Raw genomic sequence first — 21,452 nt, 5'->3', positions numbered from 1 at the left:
TGTACCGAACTGCCGTTTCCTCCGTCAAGCGGAAGAATGCACCTTTGCCGCCGACTTTATGGAAATGACTCCCGCCCGGCCGACTAAATAAAAAAGCCGGAGCATCCGCTCCCGGCCTTGCTGCCTATTGTTTCCCTTTTCGTGAAAACGGCAAGCGCCCATTGCCTGCTCACCGTTCGCCCTCTCTCAGACGGCTTACTGTTTTGTTTTGAGTTTTTGCAAAAACTCGATCCGTTGCTGTTTGCGGAAATGTTCTTTCACCATGTAGGCGACGCCGAGCTGTTCGTTCGAACGCGTCACCCAGTCGGCCGCCCGCTTCACCTCAAGCGGCGCGTTGCCCATGGCGACGCCAAGCCCAGCCGCTTCAATCGCCGGCAAGTCGTCAAGGCCATCGCCGATCACAACCGTTTCTTTCAACGATACACCGATATGTTGAACAAGCCGGCGCAATCCCGCAAGTTTGGACACCCCTTGCGGGACAATTTCCATTTTTCCGTTTGGCTGCATAATCATATCAATGGACGGAATCGATTTTGTCAATAAAGCGGCCGCTTCATCCCGCTCTTCGTCTTCGGCAAAATATACATCAATTTTCGGCACAGCGATCGGTTCGTCGATTAGCACATCGCCGAGTGAGTCGACAAACTGGGTCGGGTAGAAAAACGGATCGCTTGAGGAGAGCACCGTCTGTACAACAAGATTTTTTTTCACTTTTTTCCGGTTGCCGAGCGAATACCGCTCATGCATGAGGCGAATGTTGCAGTTGAAGTTCTCCAAAATTTGCACGATATTAAACGTCCGCTCCTCAGGAATCACGGCGTCAAACAGCCGATCATCAAGCGTTCTAGCGATCATCGCCCCTTGGAACGCAATGAGCATCCCGTCAAGCCGCAGCGCCTTTGCCACTTTGCGGGCGGAAAGCAAATTGCGGCTCGTGATTAACGTGACATAAACCCCTTTTTTCTTCACATAGTCGACCGCCTCTTTCGTTTCCCGCGACAGGCGGCCGTTGTTTTTTAAAATCGTTCCGTCAATATTGAGCGCCAACAGTTTATACACGGCTGTCTCCCCCTTTTGTCCGTCTCAACCTCTCTTGGCGCCGCCAGCATGCAGGCAGCTGCTTTGCATTTCTTATCATTATTCATGACTATGACGAAACGGACAAAAAAAGAACACCCGACCGGGTGTTTTTCCTATCTTCCTTCCATCAAGGAACGGTGCAGCTCCTCAAGCGGCTTCATGGCGATTTGCTGGACCTCGGCGATGGTCACGCTCATTTGCTGTTCGAGCGCCATCAGGCGGGCGAGTTTCTCGTTTTGCTGGGCGAGCGCCATCGCCTTTTGCGCCTGTTCGATTTCATCAGGCAAAATGGCCGCCCCGCGCATCTGTTTTTCATGGAGCCGAAGCTGGATGTCGCGGACATTAGCGAACATTCGATAGGCGGTTTCATCTCGGCGGACATCTTCGTATGCCCGTTTCAGCTGCTGAAACGGCTCGCTCGCCCGAATCGCCTGCTCAAGCTGTCTAGCGAGCGCATGAAGGGGTTCAGACATAAAAAGAGCCTCCTATACGAATATCGTTCACGTTCTAACGTATGCGCTGTCCAGCGGAGATATTACAGGATTTTGTCGTCTGAAAGAATTTTGCGCTCGCCAACGGTGTTGGCGTGATTCGCATGGAGGACTTATCGGAAATTCGGAATCAACGAAAGTCTAAAACATCTGATCCCGGTCGCAATCTTCACAATTGGTCGTTCTATCAGTTGCAACAAATGATCCGTTATAAAGCAGAGATGGTGGGAATCCGTTTTGAATTGGTGAACCCGAAGTATACGAGCCAAACATGCAAATGTGGTCACCGAGAGGAGACAAATCGACACGGAATCCGATTCGCATGCAATCAATGTGGATACACCATCCATGCTGACCTAAACGGAGCCATCAACATTGCCAAAGCGATTTCAGGTTTGAGTGCTTAACCTAGCGCACTGGTCACAGGTGCGCCGCCCATCGGGGTACAAGGCTAACCCGGTGGGACGGGGTGATGACACACCCCTAAACTTGGGCGTTGTCCGAACCAGAAATGGATGAGGGCGCGAACGACCCAAGAATCCCACGGCTTGAGCTGTGTGGAGTGTCAAAGCCATAAGCCAATGACGCCTTGAACAGCGCCGATCAGCCCGCCAAGCAAAGCGCCCAAATACGTAATCATCCTCAACTCGCGGCGGGCAATCGATAAAATGATCGCTTCCAACCGCCGCAACGAAAACGACTCCACTTGGTCGCGGACAATATCCGCCAACCCAAGTTGCGCAACAATCGCCTCGATTTTATCGCTTAACAGGCAGCTGACCGTTGCCGCCGCCTGAGGGATGAGGCGGTCAAACAATGATTGCTCGTACGGAGCGATCAGCTCATCAAGCGGGCGATGCAGCCAGCCGCCGCTTTGCACCAAGCGGCGGACAGCCGACCGCACCGCCTCATCGATGCGCTGGCGGCCGATCATCTCTTCCACGGTTGCGAGCGGATAGTCGAGCCATTTGTTCCACTCCGTCCAAAGGAGGCGGGAAAGCGCCTCCCTCGTGCCGGCATGGCGCAAAAATTTGCCGAGCTCCGCCTGCACCTTATCGACGAGATTGACATTGCCAAGCAGCATTTGCAGCATATTTCCAACCATCCCGCGCTCTTGGAAAAAACGCTCGATCATGCTGGAAAGCTGCCGTTTTCCTTCCTCTGTGCGAAAATAGTCAAGCGCTCGGTCAGCCAAATAGCCGGCCAAGCTCTCGATGCGCACTTCCATCGTCTGCTTCAGCCCCGCCGGCAATACATCGCGGATCGGCCGCAGGCGCCACGTTTCGCTCCACCGTTCGTACGCCCGCTCAGCTTGCTCAGCCGCAAACGCTTCAAGCCGCTCGGCGGGAGAGCGAATACCGAGGCGTTCAAGCAGCTCAGCCGACGTTTCTTTGCGCGCCAGCCACCGCCGAAGCCGCTCCCGCCCCCACTCGGCCATCCCGGCCGTAAAGGCCGGATCCGTGAGCTTGCGCCGCAATCCTTCCGGCGTCACCAAATGCTCAACGACCGTTTTCCCGAGCTGTTCGGCAAGCTCCCGCCGCCGCTTTGGAATCAATCCGGGAGTAAACGGCAGCCGTTTTCCAAACACGTACATCGGCTCATATGGGCGAAACAGCATCACGATGGCGATAAAGTTCGTCACCCCGCCGATCAGCGCCCCGATCGCCACCATAAACAGCAAATAAACGAACGTCTCCATCCTCTTTCTCCTTCCGTCTCCGCCGCTGTCACCAAACGGCAGCTGTCATCATACGATGGCGATATAAACGTTTGCCTAATTGTTCATTATAGAGCTTGCCTGACGAATGCGCAAATGAGGGACTGCGATGAGCAAACAACGAACGATGGCCGTGCTGACGGAAATCCATGAAACAAGTGAACAACCCTCCTTTGGCTCCATCCATCATTTTTGTGAGGAATTGGCGGCATATGCCAAAAAGCGTGATCTCTTTTTTTACGTGTCCTCGCCGACGCTTTACTTAGAGGGAGTCGGCTATCAGCGAACCGAAAGCGGATGGGTCAAACGCGGCGTGCCTTCGGCCGATGTCGTTTACAATCGCCTTCACTCGCGCAAGTTCGAACGCTCCCCTTTGTTTGCCGAACTGCTCGCCCAGCTGGCCAAAGAAAACGGGTCGATGTTCAATCATCGCTTTTTGCATAAATGGGAAGTGCACTGCCATTTTGAACGTCACGAGTACTTGCACCCGTACTTGCCGAAAACGGCTCTCTGGAGCGGCAAAGATGCGCTCGAGGCATTCCTTGGCGCTTTCCCATCCGTCTTTCTCAAGCCGATCCATGGCAGCCAAGGGCGTGGGATTTTCTGCCTTGAGCGTTCGGACGGCGGCATTTGTCTTCGCCATTCCACTTCCGCTTCAACGGCTGTATACCGTTCGTTTGATGCTTTAGCGTCCGCTTTGCAGCAGCACATCCGAACGCCGATGATCATCCAACAAGGGCTTGAGCTTCGCACCCTCGACGGCCGCCCGGTCGATTTTCGATTGCTTTGCCATCGCGTCCGCCACAATGATTGGCGCGTCACTTCCGCCGTCGCCCGCATCGCGCCGCCCGGCCAATTCGTGGCCAACCTTGCCCGCGGCGGGGAGCTCATGGCGGTCAATGACGTCTTGCGGAAGTGGTACACGAGAGTTGACGCGTTTCAACATAAACAGCTTCTGAAAGACATCGCGCTCGAAGCTGCCTCCGTGCTCGCCTTAGAGGCGGAAGGGCTGTACGGAGAGTTTGGCATCGATCTTGCCATTGATATCCATGGTCAGCCGTGGATCATCGAAGTGAATACGAAACCATCGAAACAGACGGATGCCGCCGCCCCCTATCAAACGATCCGCCCGTCGACAAAAGCGATTATCGACTATAGTTTAACATTGATGGAAGAAAAGGAGTGAACCGTTTTGCTTTCACTCGGTTTTGTCACTCTTGACGAACTGCAAGACAGCGGATATTGCACCGAGGTGGCGAAACGCGCTGGACGCTACGGCATTTCCGTCTGCCGCTTTTCGCCGCTATCGATCGACCCGCAGACGGAAAACGTCCGCGGCTTTCTCTTTCAAGCGGAAACGAACGAATGGACAGACGCCATCTTTGCCATTCCGCCATTTTTATATGACCGTTGCTTTTACGGCAATGATGAGCGGTCCAAAAAAGCAAAGCCGATTATGAACTGGCTGAAGCAGCGGCCTGATGTCACCTTTTTAGGCTATGGCCTGCCGGGCAAATGGGACGTATATGAAGCGCTCTCCTCCCATCCGCTCTTGTCCGCGTACGTTCCCCCGACCGTCCGCCTTGAGCGCGCCGATGATGTGCTTGCGCTTCTCCGCCACGAACAAGCTGTCATCGCCAAGCCGGTGCATGGCTCCGGCGGACGCGGCATTTGCATCTTTCAAAAGAAAGGGAAGGCGCTGTCCGTCCAAGACAGTCTCGGTCAAGAACAGGCGGTCATTGCCCGCCGAAGCGAGCTGGAACAGCTCCTCTCTTCCTTGAACCGCCGCGGCGGGTACATCCTGCAGCCATTGCTTCAGCTATCGACCCCGGAGGGTGAACCGTTTGACCTCCGCATTCTTTTGCAAAAGGATGAAAACGGACGCTGGGTGGAGCGGGTGCGGGCCGTGCGTGTCGGCCGACCGGGGGCGTGGGTGGCCAACGTCCGCTCCGGTGCGGACATTCGCCCGTTTTCCGATTGGCTCGACTGTCTATCTTCTTCCCAACGTCTCTTCGTGCTCGATGGCATGGAGACGATCATCGAGACGTTGCCTCCTTACTTGGATCATACGTTCGGCCCTTTGTTTGAAATTGGCTTAGATCTTGGGGCAACCGACAACGGGGCGGTTTGGATTTTGGACGTCAATTCCAAACCGGGGAGAAAAGTGGCGCATCTTCTGCCCCCGGAGCAACAAAACGAGCTGTACGAAGCGCCGCTTCGATATTGCCTGTTTTTATCCAGAGGGGGAAAAGCCAATGACCTATACGTTGATCATTGACGAACAGCAAACGAATACGGTGATCCTTCCCGCTTCGCTCCAAGCAGCAGGGCAAACGGCGGCTGCGTTCGGCAGCCTTGTCGCCCCATGCCGAGTCATTTCTTCTCCCCGTCTCACCGACCGCGTGATTGTGGCACATGACGTCGCTCGATGCTTGTCGATCCCGTTTGCCGCTGACGTTCATGTCTTTTTGACCGATGAGACCGTTCACTTCGGGCCGCTTGTCGGCATTTTGACCGCCGGATTCACAAAGTCGCCCCACCGCCCGGTCGGCAGCCGGAGCTTCTTTTTCGCCAAGCTGCTGGCGCAAGAAAAGCGAGTCGGTGGATTTGCCTTTTTGTTTGGCGCTCCCCATATTGACTGGGAAAACGGCATGGCGAACGGCTATTTTTACACGGAGCGCGGCTGGGAACGCCATACGGTGCCGCTGCCGAATGTCGTTTACAACCGGCTGCCAAACCGGCGCATCGAAAAGGAGGAAACGTTTCAAACGATTACGAAGACGCTGCAAACCACCTACGGCATCCCGATCTTTAACGGGTGTTTTTTCAACAAATGGGACATTTACCGCCGGCTCGCCGCCCATCCGGAGGCGCAGCCGTATTTGCCGGCGACGTCCGCCCATGTGACGCGGCAAACGATTGAACAGTTTCTCGCCCGCTATCATGAAGCGTACATCAAACCGGCCGATGGCAGCCTCGGCCGCGGCATTTATCACCTGGCGAAAAAAAACAGTGGCTATGAATGCCGCTTTCGCGATGAACACGGAGAATTGAAAACGATGCCGTTTCCGACTGCCATGGCGGTGTGGCATCATTTGCTCGCCCATGCGCCGCTCCATCGCTATGTCATCCAGCAAGCCGTTCCGCTTCTCGCGGTCAATAGCCGGCCGGTCGATTTTCGCGTCCACGCTAATAAAAACGAACACGGCGTATGGCAAGTAAGCGCCATCGCCGCCAAAATCGCTGGAAAACAAAGCATCACGACCCATGTGAACAGCGGAGGCATCGTCAAAACGCTGGAGGAAATTTTCCCAGATGCCGCCGAGCGCGAAATCGTGCTCGCCCGCCTTTCCGACGCCGCCCTTACGCTCAGCCGCTGCCTTGATGAAGCATCAGAAACGTTGATCGGCGAAATCGGGTTTGACCTTGGCGTTGACCAACAAGGAAGAATTTGGATGTTTGAAGCCAATTCCAAACCCGGACGGTCGATTTTTAAGCATCCAAAATTAAAGGAAGCAGACGAACGAACAGCGCGGCTGCCTCTCGCTTACGCCGTCCACCTCAGCAAAACGGCCATCACCGAACCCGAGGCGCTTTGGCCATGGTGACGATCGGCTACCGTCCTGACACCGGCGAGTGGGTGTGCAACAGTCCGGGTGGCCCTTATCGGTTCGGCAGCGGCCGGGTTGCTCCCGCCGCTACCCTTCCCGATCTCGTCTTTCCCGTCCGCGAGCAAGATGGACGGGTGGGACCGCTCGTCGGCGTGCTGGTCAGCGCCTCGTCCCTTTCCGCTTTGCTGGCTGGGAAAAAGCCGTGGCTTGAAACCGTCATCCGCTCCATCCACGCCGCCGGCGGCATCTCCGTCGTCAGTGCGGCCGCCGGCATCGGAGAGAAAGCGGTCTCCGGATATCTATTCGTTCCGACGCTTCATCGTTTCATCGAAGCGGCCGCTCCACTGCCCGATGTCGTCTACAATCGAGTAAAAAGCCGCGAAGAAGAAGAAAGCGAGCCGTTTCAAACGGCGGCTGCCCAGTTGAGCGCCCATGGCGTTCCACTTGTCAACCGCACTTTTTTCCGCAAATCGGACGTTTACGACGCGCTGCGGTCCGACCACCGGCTCTGGCCGCATCTATTGCCGACGGCGTCTGTCCAAACAGCGACCGATCTTCGCGCTTGGCTCCGCCAATACAGCTGCATTTACTTGAAGCGGGATGACGGCGCCAGAGGAATGGGGCTGTTTCGCCTCACCTCCTTGTCGGAGGCGAAAGCCATTTGCGAATATCCGGGCGGCCAAAAACGATTCTGCTCGCTCGATGCGCTCGCATCACTCATTCAGTCCGGCCGCTACATCGCCCAAGCGGCGGCTGAAACTGACGAGTGGAACGGCCGCCGCTACGATTTGCGCGTGCTCGCCCATTGGCACAACGGCCGCCATACGATCACCGGCATCGGCGTTCGTTCGGCGGGCGTCGAGTCGGTGACGACCCATGTGTTTCATGGCGGGGCCGTCCTGCCGTACAAAGAAGTCAAGGAGCGCATCGATGAAGCGGCGCTCGAGCGGCTTATTGCCTTGAGCGGCGCACGCCTTGGCGAACGGTTTGGCTTTGTCGGTGAGTTTTCCGCCGACATCGGCGTCGGCCGCCAGCGGCAGCTTTACATTTATGAAATCAACGCCAAGCCGATGGTGTTTGATGAACCGGAGATCGAAGCGCGGCGGCTCGAGCGGCTCAATCAGCTGTTTGCCGAACTCGCTCATCGTACGCCATAGCTAGAAACTGGCCGCTATAGCGAAGCGCCTGGCGGAACACAGCATCGGCCGCTTGTTTGGCGGCTCCATTTAGGCTTTGGCAGACGTTCTGGCATAACATCGCTTTTTCCCATTCAGCCGCCGCCATGGCTTGCAAGAGCTCAAAACGAGGTGTGCCTGCTTTGCTTTGCTCTCTTTCCGCTCGACCGTCGGCGTTAGCCCCAGCAACTAAATAATGCACGTATTGCCAAAATTTACGCTGCCGCTCGGCTTCAGTCAAGTAGGCCTCCCATGTTTCATCCGTTTCCATCTCAGCGAGCTGACGGGCTTTGTCTTCCGCCGCGGCGGTCGTTTCGAGCAATTTTTTGATAAGTATGATCATCTCTTTCCACCCCTTCTTCCCGCTTGTCCTCTTTCATCCATATGAATGGAATGGATAGCGTATGCCTCTTTTGGACAAACTTTAGGAAAAACGATGAGAGGAAGGAGCGAGATGATGGAACGAAATGAAGCCGAGCGCCGGGATTCATTGTACGAAGGGCGCGATGAATACTATATGGACATCGACCGCATGATCAACGAAGGGATGGCCGGCGGTGCCGTGTACGGCCGCGGCGATGACGTCAACATTGAGGAAGCGCGCGATCTTGTCAAAGAAGAGCCGCCGTACGAAGCCGGCCAGTAAACGGAGCCGATTTTCCCGCCTCGGGAAAGTCGGCCTTTTTTCTATGGAGCCCCTCCGCCGATGCGTTAGGCAGAGATCGTTCGAAATAACCGCTGTTGACCAAGCCGCCCGTTCATCCTGCGGTTGGGCCGCTTTCATCCTTTGGCTTTCTTTCCATTCGCGGGGATTTGGTATAATGAAAACAACGCCAATTCCTCTTCGGCGTGACATCATCCTCGACGGAAAAGGGGGCCGCGATGTTAAAAGAGCTTGAGTCGCTTTATGAAGGGGACATCGTCATCAACGGCCAGCCGGAACACCCCGAAGATTACGAATGGTTTTACACCGCCGACGGGGACGAAATCGGCATCGCCAAGCATCGATTGACAGAGCCCGAGAGACAATTGTTGGCGCTTTTTTTCACCCCGGCCGATCGCCGGCGCGAACCGGAAAATGAAGAGGAGCGGGCCTGGAAACGATGGATGGCAACCGGCAACCCAGCCATGCCCCCGCAGCTCGCCGCTCCGTATTGCCGGTTCATTCATTTTACGGCCAGCCGGCCGATCGCCAGCAAAGAGGAGTTTGCTGGCGCTGTTTGCGGCTTGTTTTCTTCTCCAGTCACCATCGTCTGGGAACAAGATCGGCGCGGGCTGATCATCGAAGCAAGGCAAAAACGGACGGCGGAACCACCCTTGTTGACCGACATGGCCGAAGCGCTCGCTGCCGACTTTTATACGACGATCCATTGGTTGATCGGTCCGATCCGCCCCGTCGATGAACAGCTATATGAGTCGTTTCTTCTTGAAAAAGAATGTTTTTCCGCCGCCCGACTCTTTTGGCCGAAACGAACGGTGTACGAATGGGAAGACGTCATTCCGCTTCCGCTCTTTGAAGAGGGAGCAGTCAGTGAGAAAGCCCGCCGGATCCTCTCGTTTCTTGACGAATTCGACGAGGAGGAAGTGCGGGCGATGGAGACGTTTTTGCAATGCAACTTAAACGTCTCGATGGCAGCGAAAAAGCTGTATATGCACCGCAACAGTTTACAATATCGGATCGATAAATGGACGGAACAAACTGGTGTTGACATCAAACGGTTCAAAGGGGCGGCAGCCGTCTATTTGGCCATCTTGCACCGGCGCCGTTCGTAATCCCCCGCCTTTTTTGTCATGTCGCCGAAAATCGGCGGCATTTTTTGTGCACCTCGTCCATTTACGAATGTTCCTATTTTTCTATACACTGGTCATAGGAAAACGATTTCAACGATAAGGGGGATTCACGATGGCAGAACTGCTTCTTGACCATATTTACAAAATTTACGACAACAATGTGACCGCCGTCAAAGACTTCAATTTACATATTCAAGACAAAGAGTTTATCGTCTTCGTCGGCCCGTCCGGCTGCGGCAAATCCACAACGTTGCGGATGATCGCCGGCCTTGAGGAAATTTCCAAAGGCGATCTTTACATCGACGGCAAACGAATGAACGATGTGCCGCCGAAAGACCGCGACATCGCCATGGTGTTCCAAAACTACGCCCTGTATCCACATATGAGCGTCTATGATAACATGGCGTTCGGTTTAAAACTGCGCAAATTCCCGAAAGCGGAAATTGAAAAACGCGTGCGTGAGGCGGCGCGCATTCTCGGGCTGGAACAATATTTGGACCGCAAACCGAAAGCGCTCTCCGGCGGTCAGCGGCAACGCGTCGCGTTGGGACGGGCCATCGTCCGCGATGCGAAAGTGTTTTTAATGGACGAACCGCTCTCGAACTTGGATGCGAAACTGCGGGTGCAAATGCGCTCAGAGATCGCAAAGCTCCATCAGCGCTTGGAAACAACGACGATTTACGTCACCCATGACCAAACGGAAGCCATGACAATGGCCACCCGCCTTGTCGTCATGAAAGACGGCGTCATCCAGCAAGTCGGAACGCCGCGCGAGGTATACGAAAAACCGGAAAACATTTTTGTCGGCGGCTTTATCGGTTCACCGGCCATGAACTTCCTCCGCGGAACGCTGCAAGACGGCAAGTTTGTCGTCGGTCAAACGTCGTTTGGCGTTCCGGAAGGAAAAATGAAAGTATTGCGTGAGCAAGGGTATGTCGGCAAGGAAGTGATTTTAGGCATTCGTCCGGAAGACATCCACGATGAGCCGCTCTTCCTTGAAGCGTCGCCGGCGACGAAAATTACCGCTCTCGTCGAAGTCGCCGAACTGCTTGGCGCCGAATCGATGATCTATTTTAGCATCGACGGCCAAGAATTGGTCGCTCGCATCGACGCCCGCACGGAGATCAAGCCGGGCCACCGGATTGACCTGGCGCTTGATATGAACAAAGCGCATTTCTTTGACATTGAAACGGAACGGCGCATCCGGGCGGCGGATGAAAAGTAACCCCCATTGTTGTTATAGATTCATTCGAAGGCGTTCCGAAAAAAACGGGACGCCTTTCCTTTCCGCTCCATCAACAGCCTTATTCCTTGATAAAACGCACTTCCTCCTCATGGCAAGTCGGACAGTAAAACAAATGAACACATTCATGATTCGTATACGTGCGCAAATAGCCGTCGACAAGTTTCATGACGTCCGCATCCATATACGGGCTGTAGTCATCGAAATAATCCGTAACTTTCCCTTTATCTTCCATTTGTTGCCGGCAGTAGCTGCAATACACCATCACCCGGCGCAACCCGTTGCACAGCGGGCATACATTCATGCTGCTTCCTCCTCTAAGATGTTCCTTATCTTTACATATTCCCTAATGGTGACGGCGGTAAAACGTTAAAAATTCCCATATTCTCACCATGAATAACAGGCAAAAAACGTCCCAAACTATGAGTACCGCCAGCGAAATCACCCATCCGTTGCAACGGGAACGCTGGCAAAGCCAAAAGCGGGTGGGCCTGTGGGTTCAGCCAAGCTTGGCGGCACGCCTTGCAGTGTGCAGTGCTGGTGCAAATCCAGCCAATCCAACCACACAAAAATTTTTAATGAGGAGATGATCAACGATGGCACGCAACAATAACAACAACCAACTGTTAGTCGCTGGTGCCCAACAAGCCATTGACCAAATGAAGTACGAAATCGCCCAAGAATTTGGTGTGAACCTCGGCGCTGACACGACTTCTCGCGCGAACGGTTCGGTCGGCGGCGAAATTACGAAACGCTTGGTTGCCATGGCTCAACAACAACTTGGCGGCCAATTCGGCAACATTCAATAACCGCCTTACGAACAACTTCACATAGATGGCAAACGCCCCGGGCAGTCAGCCCGGGGCGCTTTCGTATGGAAGCTGGGGGACGAAATCAGGCGCCCCCCGCCTGCTCGGCGAGCGGTTGGCCCAACGAGACGAGCACTTTGCGAATGCGCCGGTTGTCGACTTGGCGGATCGTGAACGTCAACGGTCCGTACTGCAGCGTTTCGCCGACTGCCGGAATGCGCTCAAACATCTCAAAAATCCAGCCGCCCAGCGTATGCGATTCGCTCTCCGGCACGTCGATGTTCATGACTTCGCAAAATTCATCAAGCGGCAGCTCGGCGCTGAATTCAAAGCTATTCTCGTCGATTTGGTGCACCGTTTTCACCGCTTCATCATGTTCATCCCATATTTCGCCGACAATTTGCTCGAGAATATCTTCCAGCGTAATCAAACCGGCGGTGCCGCCGAACTCGTCGACGACGATCGCCATATGCACTTTGCTTTTTTGCAGCTCCGGCAAAAGATCAGACACTTTCATCGACTCGACGACAAACAACGGCTGGCGCAACAAATCGCGGATGCGCACCTCCCGCTTTTGCACAAGCTCGCTGAAAAAGTCGCTTTCCGATAAAATGCCGATCACATTGTCAATATCCCCTTCATAGACCGGGATGCGGGAATATTTCTCTTCCAAAAACACGTCGCGAATCTCTTCAATCGGCTGGTTCACTTCCACCGCCACCATATCAGCGCGCGGCGTGAAAATTTCTCCGACCAAAATTTCATCAAAATCGAGCGAACGTTGGATCAATTCTTTTTCTTTGTTGTCAATGACCCCTTCTTCTTCACTCAGCTCAACCATCACTTTAATATCTTCCTCTGTAACAGCCGGCACGGCCACCCCATTGGCGAACCGCCTGGCGATTCGATCTTTTATGGCTTGGAGCGACGCCGTAACCGGCGTCATCAACTTCATCAGCCCATAGGCAAGGCCGGCATATCGGATGGCAAGCTGCTCCGCATGCTCTTTCGCCATCGATTTTGGCAAAATTTCACCGAAGACGACCAACAAAACCGTCATCACGGCAATCGCAACCCACAGACCGGTCTCTCCAAGCAGCGAAGCGGCGATATCCATAAACAGCGCAACCGCCACGACAACCGTGAGGCGGTTAGCCACGGCGAACGCCAACAGCACGCGGTCAAGCTGACTGATCACCGCTTGGAGGCGCTTATTGTGCGGATGCTCTTCCGCATAATGCCGCAACCGAGCCTTGCTTGCCGAGGAAAACGCCGCTTCCGCTGAAGCGAACAGCGCATTCGCGAGCAGGGCGAGGAAAAACCACCCGAACAACCTTAACGGCCACTCTTCCAACGAATCTTCACACTCCTATGGATGGTGACGATGTTATTCATATCCATTTTTCCGCCGAAACATGCTTATGGAAACAACGTTGGCTGCACGGAGCGCTCGGCCGGCGGAAGCCGGCGTTGCCCTCCTTACTTTAAATATAACAAATTTTTCGCCAACTGACTACAGCTGGCGGTTTTTCTTCCACCATAAATCCAGTTTCTTGAATGAAAACATGGCTGTCTTAAAAGACCGTGTTCTCCTAAGCAGGGAGCAATAGATCGTTTTGATCGTGTTGAATTTATACAGCAAATAACAAATAAGAAAAGGTGTCCCGATCCTTTTGGGACACCTTCACATCATGACTCAAACCAACAAGAACCAATGAAATACACAAGAACAAGCAATGAGGCAATGTTGAACGTCACCGACCACTCGTCCATTCCTTCTCCCTCCCTTTCCATCCCCGCTTTCATCATACCATATAGATCGCGAAAAAAAGGGGAGAGGAAGGACATGGATTTGACAGTTTGATGACATTGCCATATTAAGACGAAAGCGGCCGCCAATGCATGGCGTCGCGCTTTAGCCTAAATAGCGATAATAAATGGCTTTGGCTTCCTGCACATCTTTCGTGCCGTGCACAAGCGCACGGCCGTCGCGAAAGACAACCAATCGCTTGTCGCCGAGCGAAACGGAGACAAGATACGGGTTCGCTTCCGCTTGAAGCCCTTGGCGGCGAAACAGCTCCGCCAATTCATTCAAGTCGTACTGGCGCCGGGCAGACGGACGGATTTGCACGGAATCGCGCCCGCACAACACAGCGGTCTTCGTCCGCTGTTCATAAGAAAGAAAGGGGTAAGATGGATGACGTCCGCACGTCGGGCAGCCGTCCTTTTTCACCCCGTCAATGCGAACGGCGGCGTATTCGTTCGTCCAAAGGTCAAACGAAACGAGCTTGCCGCGGAGCGCCGACCAGTCCTCGACTAAAATTTTTAACGCCTCAGCCATCTGATAGCTGACAACCATTTGCACCGCCGGGCTGATAATGCCGGCCGTATCGCACGTCAATCCCCCTTGCGGCACCGTTTCGAGCAAACAGTATAAGCACGGCGTGCGCCCCGGGATGAAGGCGCAACTGATGCCATAGCTGCCGACGCAAGCGCCGTAAATCCATGGAATATGGTATTTGTAGGCGACATCATTGATGATGAAACGCGCATCGAAATTGTCCGTCGCATCGATCAATAAGTCAGGGCGTTGCATGGCAGCGATCGTTTCCAATTCTTCTGGACCGGCGTCGCCGACAATGGCCTCGATCTCAACCTCACCGTTTACCTGTTCAAGGCGCCGTTTGGCGGCGATCGCCTTTGGCAACCGCTCCTTCGCATCCGCTTCGCTGTACAGTTGCTGGCGTTGCAAGTTGCTCCATTCGACGTAATCGCGGTCGATGATCGTCAATTTGCCGATGCCGGCGCGAACGAGCGCTTCGGCGTTGCCTGTGCCGAGCGCGCCGGCGCCGATTAAGACGACATGCTTTCCCCGTATTTTCTTTTGCCCTTCCTCGCCAATCGGCGCAAATAGTTGCTGCCGGGAATACCGTTCGTTCAAACAACACTCATTCCTTCCGTTGGGCTGCTCGCTGACGCGTACCGTTTTTTCGGGATGCGTCCGGCTTCATAGCCGAGCCGGCCCGCTTCCACCGCCAGCTTCATCGCTTTCGCCATTTTCACTGGATCAGCCGCGCCGGAAACAGCGGTGTTCAAGAGCACCCCATCCGCGCCAAGCTCCATCGCCAGCGCCGCGTCCGCCGGTCCGCCGATGCCGGCGTCGACAATGACCGGCACGTTCGCCTGTTCAATGATAAAGCTCAAATTGAGCGGATTGATAATGCCTTGCCCGGACCCGATCGGCGAGGCGCCCGGCATGATCGCATGACAGCCGAGCTCCTCAAGCCGCTTTGCCAACACCACATCGTCAGATGTGTACGGCAACACAATAAACCCTTCTTCAAGCAGCATTTCCGCCGCTTTCAACGTTTCGACCGGGTCCGGAAGCAGCGTTTTGTCGCAGCCGATCACTTCTACTTTTATCATATCACACAATCCGGATGCCTTGGCGAGCCGGGCGATGCGCACCGCTTCTTCGGCCGTTTTCGCCCCGGCGGTGTTCGGCAAAAGCTTATATTTGCTTAAATCGAGCTGCTCCAAAAAGTTCGGCTGCTCCGGGGAAAAGATGTTCATTCGCCGGACGGCGAACGTTAAAATTTCCGCCCCTGATGCTTCCACCGCTTCTTTTTGCACATCCAAGCTCGGATATTTGCCCGTGCCGAGCAACAGCCGTGAAGAGAATTCATATGGGCCAATTTTCAACATTTCAACCGCCTCCTACAAAATGAACGATTTCCACGCGATCGCCATCGCATAGCGCCGTCGTCCCATACTCATGTTTTTGGATGATGCGGACATTGACTTCGACAATGGCCAGCTTGTTGTCAAGCCGAAAATAGGCAAGCAAGTCGCTCACCGTTTTTACTTCGTCCGGCACGGTGACCGTCTCCCCATTAATCACTAACGTCATTTCATCCCCACCTTTCCGATATGGCGTGTCAACGAAAATGACGCAAGATCAAACGCCGGCTCCTTCCGCTCGACTAAGTCAGCCATCAGCAACCCGGTCAACGGGCAGAGCAAAATGCCGTTCCGGTAATGGCCAGCGGCAACGAATAAACTGCGCCGCTCCGGATGCTCGCCTAGGTAAGGCAGGCCGTCCTCTGTCTGCGGCCGGATGCCGCTCCATGCTGCCACCCATTCCGCCTGTTCGATGTCCGGGACGAGGCGAGCAGCACGGTGAAGCAAGCTCATGACCGCGCCGGCTGATACGCGCCGGTCAAACGTGCCGGGAGTGGATGTCGCCCCGATGAGCAGTCGGTTTCCTGATTTCGGCACGATGTAGCAGCCGTTTTTCGCGAATACAGTCGCCTGCAAAAGCGGAACCGGCGTGCGCACCATGACGCACTCCCCTTTGACTGGGGAAACGGAAAGCGAAAGCCCGATTCGCACGCCAAGCCGCGCCGCCCAAGCACCGGAAGCGATGACGACCGCCTCAGCGGCAAACGTTCCGCTCGTTGTGTCCAGAAGATGACCGCTGGCGTCGGGACGGATGTCGAACACTTCTGTATGCTCATACAAACGAGCGCCGGCGGAAACAGCAGCACATGCGAGAGCGGCAGCCAAATCCGGCGCGCTCACTTGCCCATCGCCAGGGATGTACATCGCTCCAGCAATCGCTTCCGCCGCAAGGCGCGGCTCGATTTCAAGCGCTTCCTCTTTTGTAAGCCAATGCACCGACTCGCCTCTTTCTCGCCAAAATGTATAATGGCGGTAGAGATCGTCTGCTTCCTCCTCAGTTGTCGCTATTTTGATCATTCCTTTTTCGACAAGGCCGATATCGATGCCGGTTCTCTCCCGCAGCTCCTCAGCAAGCGCCGGCATGAGCGCCCGGCTTTGTAAGGCGAGCGGCACGAGCGGGCTTGGCGCCGAAAACTCCGACTGCGCCCCGAGCATGCCGGCCGCCGCGCTTGACGCTCCACTTCCCATCGTTCCTTTTTCCAAAATGGCGACACGATGCCGCCGTTTGACAAGCTCAAAGCCGATGGCCGCCCCGATCACCCCGCCGCCGACAATGATGACATCATAATGATGTGCAATCACTTGACCCTCTCCCCTTTGACAATTTCTGCGAGTCGTTTCGCCTCACTGACTGGATCAGCGGCAAAAAAGACCGCCGACATCACGGCCACTCCCGACGCCCCGACTTCGAGCACTTGGCGGGCGTTGCCGGCATGAATGCCGCCGATGGCGATGACTGGAATGGACACGGCAGCAGCGATTTCCGCAAGCGAGTCCAACCCGCGCGGCGGCAAGTCGGGCTTGCTTTCAGTCGGAAAAATATGGCCATACAAACAAAAGTGCGCGCCATCGTTCTCTGCCTGTTTCGCCTCCTCGAGCCCGTGCACCGAGCGGCCGACCGCCAAGTTGGGAAACGAGCGGCGGACGGCGCGCACCGGCAAGCTGTGATAGGCAAGCTGCACGCCTTTGACGCCGTAGACGGCGGCGACGTCAACCCGGTCATTGACCACGATTTTTTGCGGCGGCACCCCGGCGCGAAGCAACGCCTCGACAAACGCCGCCACTTCGCACGCCGTCTTCCCTTTTTCGCGAATATGAATCAGGTCGGCATACGGATGGGTGTGTGCACAAATCGCGGCGAATTCATCAACCGTCTGACGCCCGGTGGAAACGAAATGGAGAACGCCCATGGCCATCCCTTTCTTTTTACCGTACATCGCTTATGGAAATATACGGATAATGAACGCCTGCATAATAGGCGACGAACATCAAGGCGGCAAACAAGGCGACAAACAACACGTCATACTTGCCGAACCCGATTTCATAATAAAACGTGCGCCGGCCGCTGCCAGAAAATCGTTTTGCCTCCATCGCCACAGCGATGCGCTGGGCGCGGCGGATGCTTTGCGACAACAGCGGAATGGCGTAGCGCTTCACTTTGCTGAGGCCGCCCTTGTTCGGCACGCCGCGCACTTTTAACGCATAGCGGATCGTCTGAAACTCTTCAAGCATAATCGGCAACAGGCGAACGGCCGCCAAAAAACTGTACGCATACTTCGGCTTCAGCTTCAGCTGTTGCATGAGTGAATAAAACAGATGCACCGGCCGAGTCGTCAGCGAAAAAATCAACCCGAGAAGCCCAAGCGCCAGAGCGCGAAACCCGATATGCACTCCGCGCCAAAAGCTTTCCGCCGTAATATGGATGAGCCCCCAGCGAACCCATGTGGTCGTTCCTTCGCCAAACATCATCATCGATGAGGCCGTCGAAACAAAGACGAGGAAAAACGGCAAAAACAGCCAAAACAACACGTTTGCCGGATAGCCGGTGCCAAAGCAAAACAAAACAAACAGAGCGAGCGAAACGTTGATCAGTACGTTCGGGTTATGAATGAACAACACAGCGAAAAAGAGCACGACAAGCACAATGAGCTTTAAGCTCGGGTTCGTCTCATGAAGCCATGTCTCGCGGCAGCGAACCTCCCATTTCATCGCCCCGCCCCACCTTCCGCCAACGCCGGCTCTCGGATGTCAAGCTGTTCGTCCCGAACGAGCGTCCCGTCTTCAATCACCCACCGTCTCGTCGCAAAGCGGCGGACGATTTGTTCGTCATGTGTAACCATCATGATCGCCGCTCCTTGTTCGCGGTGCGCTTCAAGCATTTCAAGCAAAGCAAACGTGTTTTTCGCGTCTTGACCAAACGTCGGCTCATCAAGCAAAAAGAGGCGTTGGCCGGCGACGATCGAAGCGGCGACGCTCAACCGCCGTTTTTGCCCAATCGACAGCTGATACGGGTGTTGGTCTTGCTGCTCAACAAGGTCAAATTCACGCAACAGGCGAGCGATCGTTTCCTCAATTTCCGCTTCCGGCCGCCCTTCAAGCCGAAGCGAGTAGGCGAGCTCTTCGCGAACCGAATGGGTGACAAATTGCCACTCCGGATTTTGGAAAACAAAGGCAATATGGCGGTAGAGCGGGTGTTGCTGCTTGATGTCGGCCCCTAGCAGCACATACTCGCCGTCTGTATGAATGAGTTGCATAAGCGCGTGCAGCAACGTGCTTTTACCGGCGCCGTTTTTTCCAGTGACAGCAATCCATTCGCCGGCGTGCACCGTTGCTTCAGGAACATAGATTTTCGCCTCCCGGCCGCGGAACCCGCGAAAACAGCTGAGGCGAAGAAGCTCCTCGCCTTGATGGCGATTTCGCCTCCTTGCCGTCCGGTCATAGTCGTCCCAGACGCCTGGATACCAAATGCCTTCGGCGGCAATGACGTCTTTATAGTCGGAAAACACCGCCTTCGCCTCGCCGTCGGCGATGATGCGCCCATCGCGGCCGAGCAAAACAATGCGATCTACAAAGTCCAGCACATGATCGATTTTATGCTCAACGATGACGACCGTTTTGCCGCGGTCCACCTGTTTCACCGTCTGCCATACCGCCTTCGTCCCCTCTTCATCAAGCAGGGCCGTCGGCTCATCCAAAAACAAGACATCCGGCTCAAGCGCCAGCACCGAAGCGAGCGCCAACCGCTGCTTCATTCCGCCGGACAGCGTATGAATATCGGTATGCGGGATGATCTCTAAGCCGACTTGGTCAAGCAGCGCGCGGATGCGGGCGGGCATTTCCTGGCGCGGCACGCTTCGATTTTCGAGTGCAAAGGCGATTTCCTCATCCGCGTATGGCATGCAAAATTGCGCATCCGGATCTTGGAACACATACCCCCATCGTTCCGGCCGCTCAAGGCGCTCCGCTTTCATCGGCACATCGACCGAGTGGGGAATGATTCCAGCCATTACTTGCAATAATGTCGACTTGCCGCACCCGGACGGACCAAGGAGGAGCACTTTCTCCCCCTCGGCAATCGACAGCGACAAGTCGCGAAACAGCAACCCGTCGCGTCCGGGAAATTTCAGGCGCAGCCGGTCAATCGCAATGATGTTTTTCATCGTTCACCGACCTCAACGGTTCAACGCATCGTAATCGTCTTTCGAAGCCGGCCGCCACATTTGCGTCACTCCGGTTTTTTCGATTGCTTTTGCCAATGAAACGGCAAACACGCCGGAGATGAGGACGGCGCCGATAAAGCGCGCGAGCAAAAAGAGCGCCATATTCCATGGGGCGAGCGCCTCAATATAACCTTTGTAAAAGTCCATGATGAGCGAGCCGACCGTCGCCCCGACCGCGCCGAGCGATACAACGAACGTGTCAAAGCGCCGGTAGCGGAACACAGCAAAGACGATCTCGGCAAACAGCCCTTGGACAACCCCGTAAATGAGCACTTCAAGCCCCCACTGCGATCCCATGACAAGCTCGCCGGACGAGGCCGCAATCTCGGCGAGCAGCGCCACCCCCGGTTTACGGATCAACAAATAAGCGAGCGAAGAGGCGATAAACCACATGCCGTAAATGAGTTGATCAAGATGAAACCCCAATACTCCTACTGCACTGTACAACGGACCCCATAATTTGTAAATGACGCCGAATACAATCGCAATGACGATCGTCGTTAAAATATCGGCCAATTTTAATCCTTTTGTTGTCGTTTCCATCCCATTTTTCCTCCTTGTCTCATCCCATCCGTCAACGGCTCGCCGCCAATTCAGCCGACGGCCACTGCTCAAGCCGATACGCCATCTCCCAAAACTCGTACTCATATTCGCTGCTGATGAGGAAATGCCGCTTCATCCGATGGCGATCCTCTTCGGTGACCGCGTCAGCGATGTCGTCAAGCCGCGCGATTTGCTCTTCAACAAGCGAGCGGAACCAATCCGAACTGTAGGTGCCGATCCATTTTTCATAAATCGGATCGTTCGGCCGGCACGTTTTCAAGCGCTCGCCAATTTCGTAATACAGCCAGTAGCACGGCAAAATGGCAGCGATGACATCGCCGAGATGCCCTTCATACGCAGCGCGGTACATGTGCGACGTGTAGGCATACGCCGTCGGCGCCGGAATGAACGCCGCCCGCTCCTCCTCGGTGATGCCAAGCAGCTCGGCGAACGTTTCATGCAGCGACAGCTCGGCCTCGCACGTGCTTTGCGCATGGTGCGCCAACCGGGCTGTTGTCGCCAAATCCGGCGATTTCGCCGCCCCGATCGCCTGCACGCGGGCAAAATGGCGCAAATAGTAGGCATCCTGCATCACGTAATAGCGAAATTTCTCGCGCTCAAGCGTTCCTTGGCCAAGCTCCTGAACAAACGGATGGCGAAAACTTGCCTGCCAGATCGGATCGGCCGCCTGGCGCAATTGCTTTGCAAATGACATTCGTCCTCCCCCTTTTTGGCAAAATAAAAACGCCGCTTCCTTTGCCGATTGGCGTAAAGAAAGCGGCGTGGGCATGCAACTTGGCAAGTCAAAGCCTAGCCACGGCGTGCAGCTCCTCCACTTCCCTACGCTGGCATTACCCAGATCAGGTGCTAAGGGTCTCAAAGGCACACTTTGATCTCAGCCTTTCTAAAGGCCCCCCTAGTGGATGGCGATGGTGCAATTTTCAATTTTCTTTACACTTATCATACCATGGCATGGGCGGTTGTCAATCTTTTTTTGGGTGGCGTTGCGCCGCGCGTTTCAATCCGCTATG

23 protein-coding genes, 1 pseudogene and 1 riboswitch are annotated in these 21,452 nt (G+C 55.0%); of the genes and pseudogenes, 9 read left to right on the top strand and 15 right to left on the bottom strand.

Annotated elements, in window-relative coordinates; genetic code table 11:
• Positions 1 to 195: 195 nt before the first annotated feature.
• Together GJ1_RS08795 and GJ1_RS08790 are read right to left on the bottom strand one after the other, a co-directional pair.
• The gene (locus GJ1_RS08795) at positions 196 to 1,059 is read right to left on the bottom strand and encodes a Cof-type HAD-IIB family hydrolase (RefSeq protein ID WP_066231254.1); all 864 of its coding nucleotides are present in this window, start codon (positions 1,057 to 1,059) and stop codon (positions 196 to 198) included.
• A gap of 134 nt (positions 1,060 to 1,193) precedes the next feature.
• On the bottom strand, positions 1,194 to 1,553 hold the full coding sequence (locus GJ1_RS08790) for a YlbF/YmcA family competence regulator (RefSeq protein WP_066231252.1): 360 nt from the start codon (positions 1,551 to 1,553) through the stop codon (positions 1,194 to 1,196).
• 86 nt (positions 1,554 to 1,639) lie between these two features.
• On the opposite strand from GJ1_RS08790, the pseudogene GJ1_RS17820 reads away from it, so the two are divergent.
• Positions 1,640 to 1,978: pseudogene (locus GJ1_RS17820) on the top strand (RNA-guided endonuclease InsQ/TnpB family protein); the annotation flags it as partial.
• A gap of 158 nt (positions 1,979 to 2,136) precedes the next feature.
• Here the strand turns inward: GJ1_RS17820 and GJ1_RS08785 are convergent.
• Complete coding sequence (locus tag GJ1_RS08785) at positions 2,137 to 3,270, bottom strand: DUF445 domain-containing protein (RefSeq protein ID WP_066231249.1); 1,134 nt, start codon at positions 3,268 to 3,270, stop codon at positions 2,137 to 2,139.
• Positions 3,271 to 3,397: 127 nt separating this feature from the next.
• Between GJ1_RS08785 and GJ1_RS08780 the strand changes: the two genes are divergently transcribed.
• From GJ1_RS08780 to GJ1_RS08765, 4 genes are read left to right on the top strand one after another with little or no spacing between them, the layout of a single operon-like run.
• Positions 3,398 to 4,474, top strand: a complete 1,077-nt coding sequence (locus tag GJ1_RS08780; protein WP_066231245.1) for a YheC/YheD family endospore coat-associated protein — start codon at positions 3,398 to 3,400, stop codon at positions 4,472 to 4,474.
• Between the two features lie 6 nt (positions 4,475 to 4,480).
• Positions 4,481 to 5,566 (top strand): YheC/YheD family endospore coat-associated protein, encoded by a 1,086-nt coding sequence (locus GJ1_RS08775; protein ID WP_066231242.1) that lies wholly within the window; start codon positions 4,481 to 4,483, stop codon positions 5,564 to 5,566.
• Entirely contained in the window at positions 5,544 to 6,896 is a 1,353-nt protein-coding gene (locus GJ1_RS08770; protein ID WP_066231240.1) for a YheC/YheD family endospore coat-associated protein, read from the top strand. The genes GJ1_RS08775 and GJ1_RS08770 overlap by 23 nt, the downstream gene beginning before the upstream one ends.
• Positions 6,890 to 8,056 (top strand): YheC/YheD family endospore coat-associated protein, encoded by a 1,167-nt coding sequence (locus GJ1_RS08765; RefSeq protein ID WP_066231237.1) that lies wholly within the window; start codon positions 6,890 to 6,892, stop codon positions 8,054 to 8,056. Before GJ1_RS08770 ends, GJ1_RS08765 begins: the two co-directional genes overlap by 7 nt.
• Here GJ1_RS08765 and GJ1_RS08760 read toward each other — a convergent pair.
• On the bottom strand, positions 8,016 to 8,417 hold the full coding sequence (locus GJ1_RS08760; RefSeq protein WP_066231235.1) for a hypothetical protein: 402 nt from the start codon (positions 8,415 to 8,417) through the stop codon (positions 8,016 to 8,018). The genes GJ1_RS08765 and GJ1_RS08760 overlap by 41 nt on opposite strands.
• 114 nt (positions 8,418 to 8,531) lie before the next feature.
• Here GJ1_RS08760 and GJ1_RS08755 point away from each other — a divergent pair, with 114 nt between their 5' ends.
• The 3 genes from GJ1_RS08755 (at position 8,532) to GJ1_RS08745 (ending at position 11,090) form a co-directional block, all read left to right on the top strand.
• Positions 8,532 to 8,720: a hypothetical protein gene (locus tag GJ1_RS08755; RefSeq protein ID WP_066231232.1), complete on the top strand. Its 189-nt coding sequence runs from the start codon at positions 8,532 to 8,534 to the stop codon at positions 8,718 to 8,720.
• 236 nt (positions 8,721 to 8,956) lie between these two features.
• Positions 8,957 to 9,847 carry a PucR family transcriptional regulator gene (locus tag GJ1_RS08750; RefSeq protein WP_066231230.1) on the top strand — a complete coding sequence of 297 codons (891 nt, stop codon included), beginning with the start codon at positions 8,957 to 8,959 and terminating at the stop codon, positions 9,845 to 9,847.
• Positions 9,848 to 9,977: 130 nt separating this feature from the next.
• Positions 9,978 to 11,090 (top strand): ABC transporter ATP-binding protein, encoded by a 1,113-nt coding sequence (locus GJ1_RS08745; protein ID WP_066231228.1) that lies wholly within the window; start codon positions 9,978 to 9,980, stop codon positions 11,088 to 11,090.
• Between the two features lie 79 nt (positions 11,091 to 11,169).
• Here GJ1_RS08745 and GJ1_RS08740 read toward each other — a convergent pair whose 3' ends face one another.
• Positions 11,170 to 11,412, bottom strand: coding sequence for a hypothetical protein (locus GJ1_RS08740; RefSeq protein ID WP_066231225.1), 243 nt, complete (start codon positions 11,410 to 11,412; stop codon positions 11,170 to 11,172).
• 292 nt (positions 11,413 to 11,704) lie between these two features.
• On the opposite strand from GJ1_RS08740, the gene GJ1_RS08735 reads away from it, so the two are divergent.
• Complete coding sequence (locus GJ1_RS08735; RefSeq protein WP_011230133.1) at positions 11,705 to 11,917, top strand: alpha/beta-type small acid-soluble spore protein; 213 nt, start codon at positions 11,705 to 11,707, stop codon at positions 11,915 to 11,917.
• An 85-nt stretch (positions 11,918 to 12,002) separates the two neighbouring features.
• Here GJ1_RS08735 and GJ1_RS08730 read toward each other — a convergent pair whose 3' ends face one another.
• The 10 genes from GJ1_RS08730 to tenA all read right to left on the bottom strand — a co-directional run bounded on the left by GJ1_RS08730 (position 12,003) and on the right by tenA (position 21,136).
• Entirely contained in the window at positions 12,003 to 13,271 is a 1,269-nt protein-coding gene (locus tag GJ1_RS08730) for a hemolysin family protein (protein ID WP_066231222.1), read from the bottom strand.
• Positions 13,272 to 13,832: 561 nt separating this feature from the next.
• Positions 13,833 to 14,858 (bottom strand): thiazole biosynthesis adenylyltransferase ThiF, encoded by a 1,026-nt coding sequence (locus GJ1_RS08725; protein WP_066231219.1) that lies wholly within the window; start codon positions 14,856 to 14,858, stop codon positions 13,833 to 13,835.
• On the bottom strand, positions 14,855 to 15,622 hold the full coding sequence (locus GJ1_RS08720; RefSeq protein WP_066231216.1) for a thiazole synthase: 768 nt from the start codon (positions 15,620 to 15,622) through the stop codon (positions 14,855 to 14,857). Before GJ1_RS08720 ends, GJ1_RS08725 begins: the two co-directional genes overlap by 4 nt.
• Before the next feature lies 1 nt (position 15,623).
• Positions 15,624 to 15,827 carry a sulfur carrier protein ThiS gene (gene thiS / locus GJ1_RS08715; protein WP_066231215.1) on the bottom strand — a complete coding sequence of 68 codons (204 nt, stop codon included), beginning with the start codon at positions 15,825 to 15,827 and terminating at the stop codon, positions 15,624 to 15,626.
• Complete coding sequence (thiO, locus tag GJ1_RS08710) at positions 15,824 to 16,957, bottom strand: glycine oxidase ThiO (protein WP_066231333.1); 1,134 nt, start codon at positions 16,955 to 16,957, stop codon at positions 15,824 to 15,826. The genes thiS and thiO overlap by 4 nt, the downstream gene beginning before the upstream one ends.
• Positions 16,957 to 17,568 carry a thiazole tautomerase TenI gene (tenI, locus tag GJ1_RS08705; RefSeq protein ID WP_066231209.1) on the bottom strand — a complete coding sequence of 204 codons (612 nt, stop codon included), beginning with the start codon at positions 17,566 to 17,568 and terminating at the stop codon, positions 16,957 to 16,959. Before tenI ends, thiO begins: the two co-directional genes overlap by 1 nt.
• Positions 17,569 to 17,584: 16 nt before the next feature.
• Positions 17,585 to 18,367, bottom strand: coding sequence for an energy-coupling factor transporter transmembrane component T family protein (locus tag GJ1_RS08700; RefSeq protein ID WP_066231206.1), 783 nt, complete (start codon positions 18,365 to 18,367; stop codon positions 17,585 to 17,587).
• A complete protein-coding gene (locus GJ1_RS08695) occupies positions 18,364 to 19,818 on the bottom strand; it encodes an ABC transporter ATP-binding protein (RefSeq protein WP_066231203.1) in 1,455 nt (484 codons plus the stop codon). Before GJ1_RS08695 ends, GJ1_RS08700 begins: the two co-directional genes overlap by 4 nt.
• Before the next feature lie 12 nt (positions 19,819 to 19,830).
• The gene (locus GJ1_RS08690; protein WP_066231200.1) at positions 19,831 to 20,421 is read right to left on the bottom strand and encodes an ECF transporter S component; all 591 of its coding nucleotides are present in this window, start codon (positions 20,419 to 20,421) and stop codon (positions 19,831 to 19,833) included.
• Positions 20,422 to 20,452: 31 nt separating this feature from the next.
• On the bottom strand, positions 20,453 to 21,136 hold the full coding sequence (tenA, locus tag GJ1_RS08685; RefSeq protein ID WP_066231197.1) for a thiaminase II: 684 nt from the start codon (positions 21,134 to 21,136) through the stop codon (positions 20,453 to 20,455).
• Between the two features lie 105 nt (positions 21,137 to 21,241).
• A riboswitch (TPP riboswitch) is annotated at positions 21,242 to 21,349 on the bottom strand.
• Positions 21,350 to 21,452: the final 103 nt, after the last annotated feature.

The sequence above is a fragment of the Geobacillus jurassicus NBRC 107829 genome (assembly GCF_001544315.1).
In the GTDB taxonomy this organism is placed as follows: Bacteria; Bacillota; Bacilli; order Bacillales; family Anoxybacillaceae; genus Geobacillus; species Geobacillus jurassicus.
Note: the sequence above shows the minus strand (reverse complement) of the source record. Positions and strands in the feature narration are given on the sequence as shown.

Coding starts and splice junctions, on each gene's coding strand:
- GJ1_RS08770 (WP_066231240.1), top strand. CDS start 5,544: ATGACCTATACGTTGATCATTGACGAACAGCAAACGAATACGGTGATC.
- GJ1_RS08755 (WP_066231232.1), top strand. CDS start 8,532: ATGGAACGAAATGAAGCCGAGCGCCGGGATTCATTGTACGAAGGGCGC.
- GJ1_RS08700 (WP_066231206.1), bottom strand. CDS start 18,367: ATGAAATGGGAGGTTCGCTGCCGCGAGACATGGCTTCATGAGACGAAC.
- GJ1_RS08740 (WP_066231225.1), bottom strand. CDS start 11,412: ATGAATGTATGCCCGCTGTGCAACGGGTTGCGCCGGGTGATGGTGTAT.
- GJ1_RS08765 (WP_066231237.1), top strand. CDS start 6,890: ATGGTGACGATCGGCTACCGTCCTGACACCGGCGAGTGGGTGTGCAAC.
- GJ1_RS08750 (WP_066231230.1), top strand. CDS start 8,957: ATGTTAAAAGAGCTTGAGTCGCTTTATGAAGGGGACATCGTCATCAAC.
- GJ1_RS08735 (WP_011230133.1), top strand. CDS start 11,705: ATGGCACGCAACAATAACAACAACCAACTGTTAGTCGCTGGTGCCCAA.
- tenI (WP_066231209.1), bottom strand. CDS start 17,568: ATGGGCGTTCTCCATTTCGTTTCCACCGGGCGTCAGACGGTTGATGAA.
- GJ1_RS08785 (WP_066231249.1), bottom strand. CDS start 3,270: ATGGAGACGTTCGTTTATTTGCTGTTTATGGTGGCGATCGGGGCGCTG.
- GJ1_RS08695 (WP_066231203.1), bottom strand. CDS start 19,818: ATGAAAAACATCATTGCGATTGACCGGCTGCGCCTGAAATTTCCCGGA.
- GJ1_RS08745 (WP_066231228.1), top strand. CDS start 9,978: ATGGCAGAACTGCTTCTTGACCATATTTACAAAATTTACGACAACAAT.
- GJ1_RS08760 (WP_066231235.1), bottom strand. CDS start 8,417: ATGATCATACTTATCAAAAAATTGCTCGAAACGACCGCCGCGGCGGAA.
- GJ1_RS08790 (WP_066231252.1), bottom strand. CDS start 1,553: ATGTCTGAACCCCTTCATGCGCTCGCTAGACAGCTTGAGCAGGCGATT.
- GJ1_RS08720 (WP_066231216.1), bottom strand. CDS start 15,622: ATGTTGAAAATTGGCCCATATGAATTCTCTTCACGGCTGTTGCTCGGC.
- thiS (WP_066231215.1), bottom strand. CDS start 15,827: ATGACGTTAGTGATTAATGGGGAGACGGTCACCGTGCCGGACGAAGTA.
- GJ1_RS08780 (WP_066231245.1), top strand. CDS start 3,398: ATGAGCAAACAACGAACGATGGCCGTGCTGACGGAAATCCATGAAACA.
- GJ1_RS08690 (WP_066231200.1), bottom strand. CDS start 20,421: ATGGAAACGACAACAAAAGGATTAAAATTGGCCGATATTTTAACGACG.
- tenA (WP_066231197.1), bottom strand. CDS start 21,136: ATGTCATTTGCAAAGCAATTGCGCCAGGCGGCCGATCCGATCTGGCAG.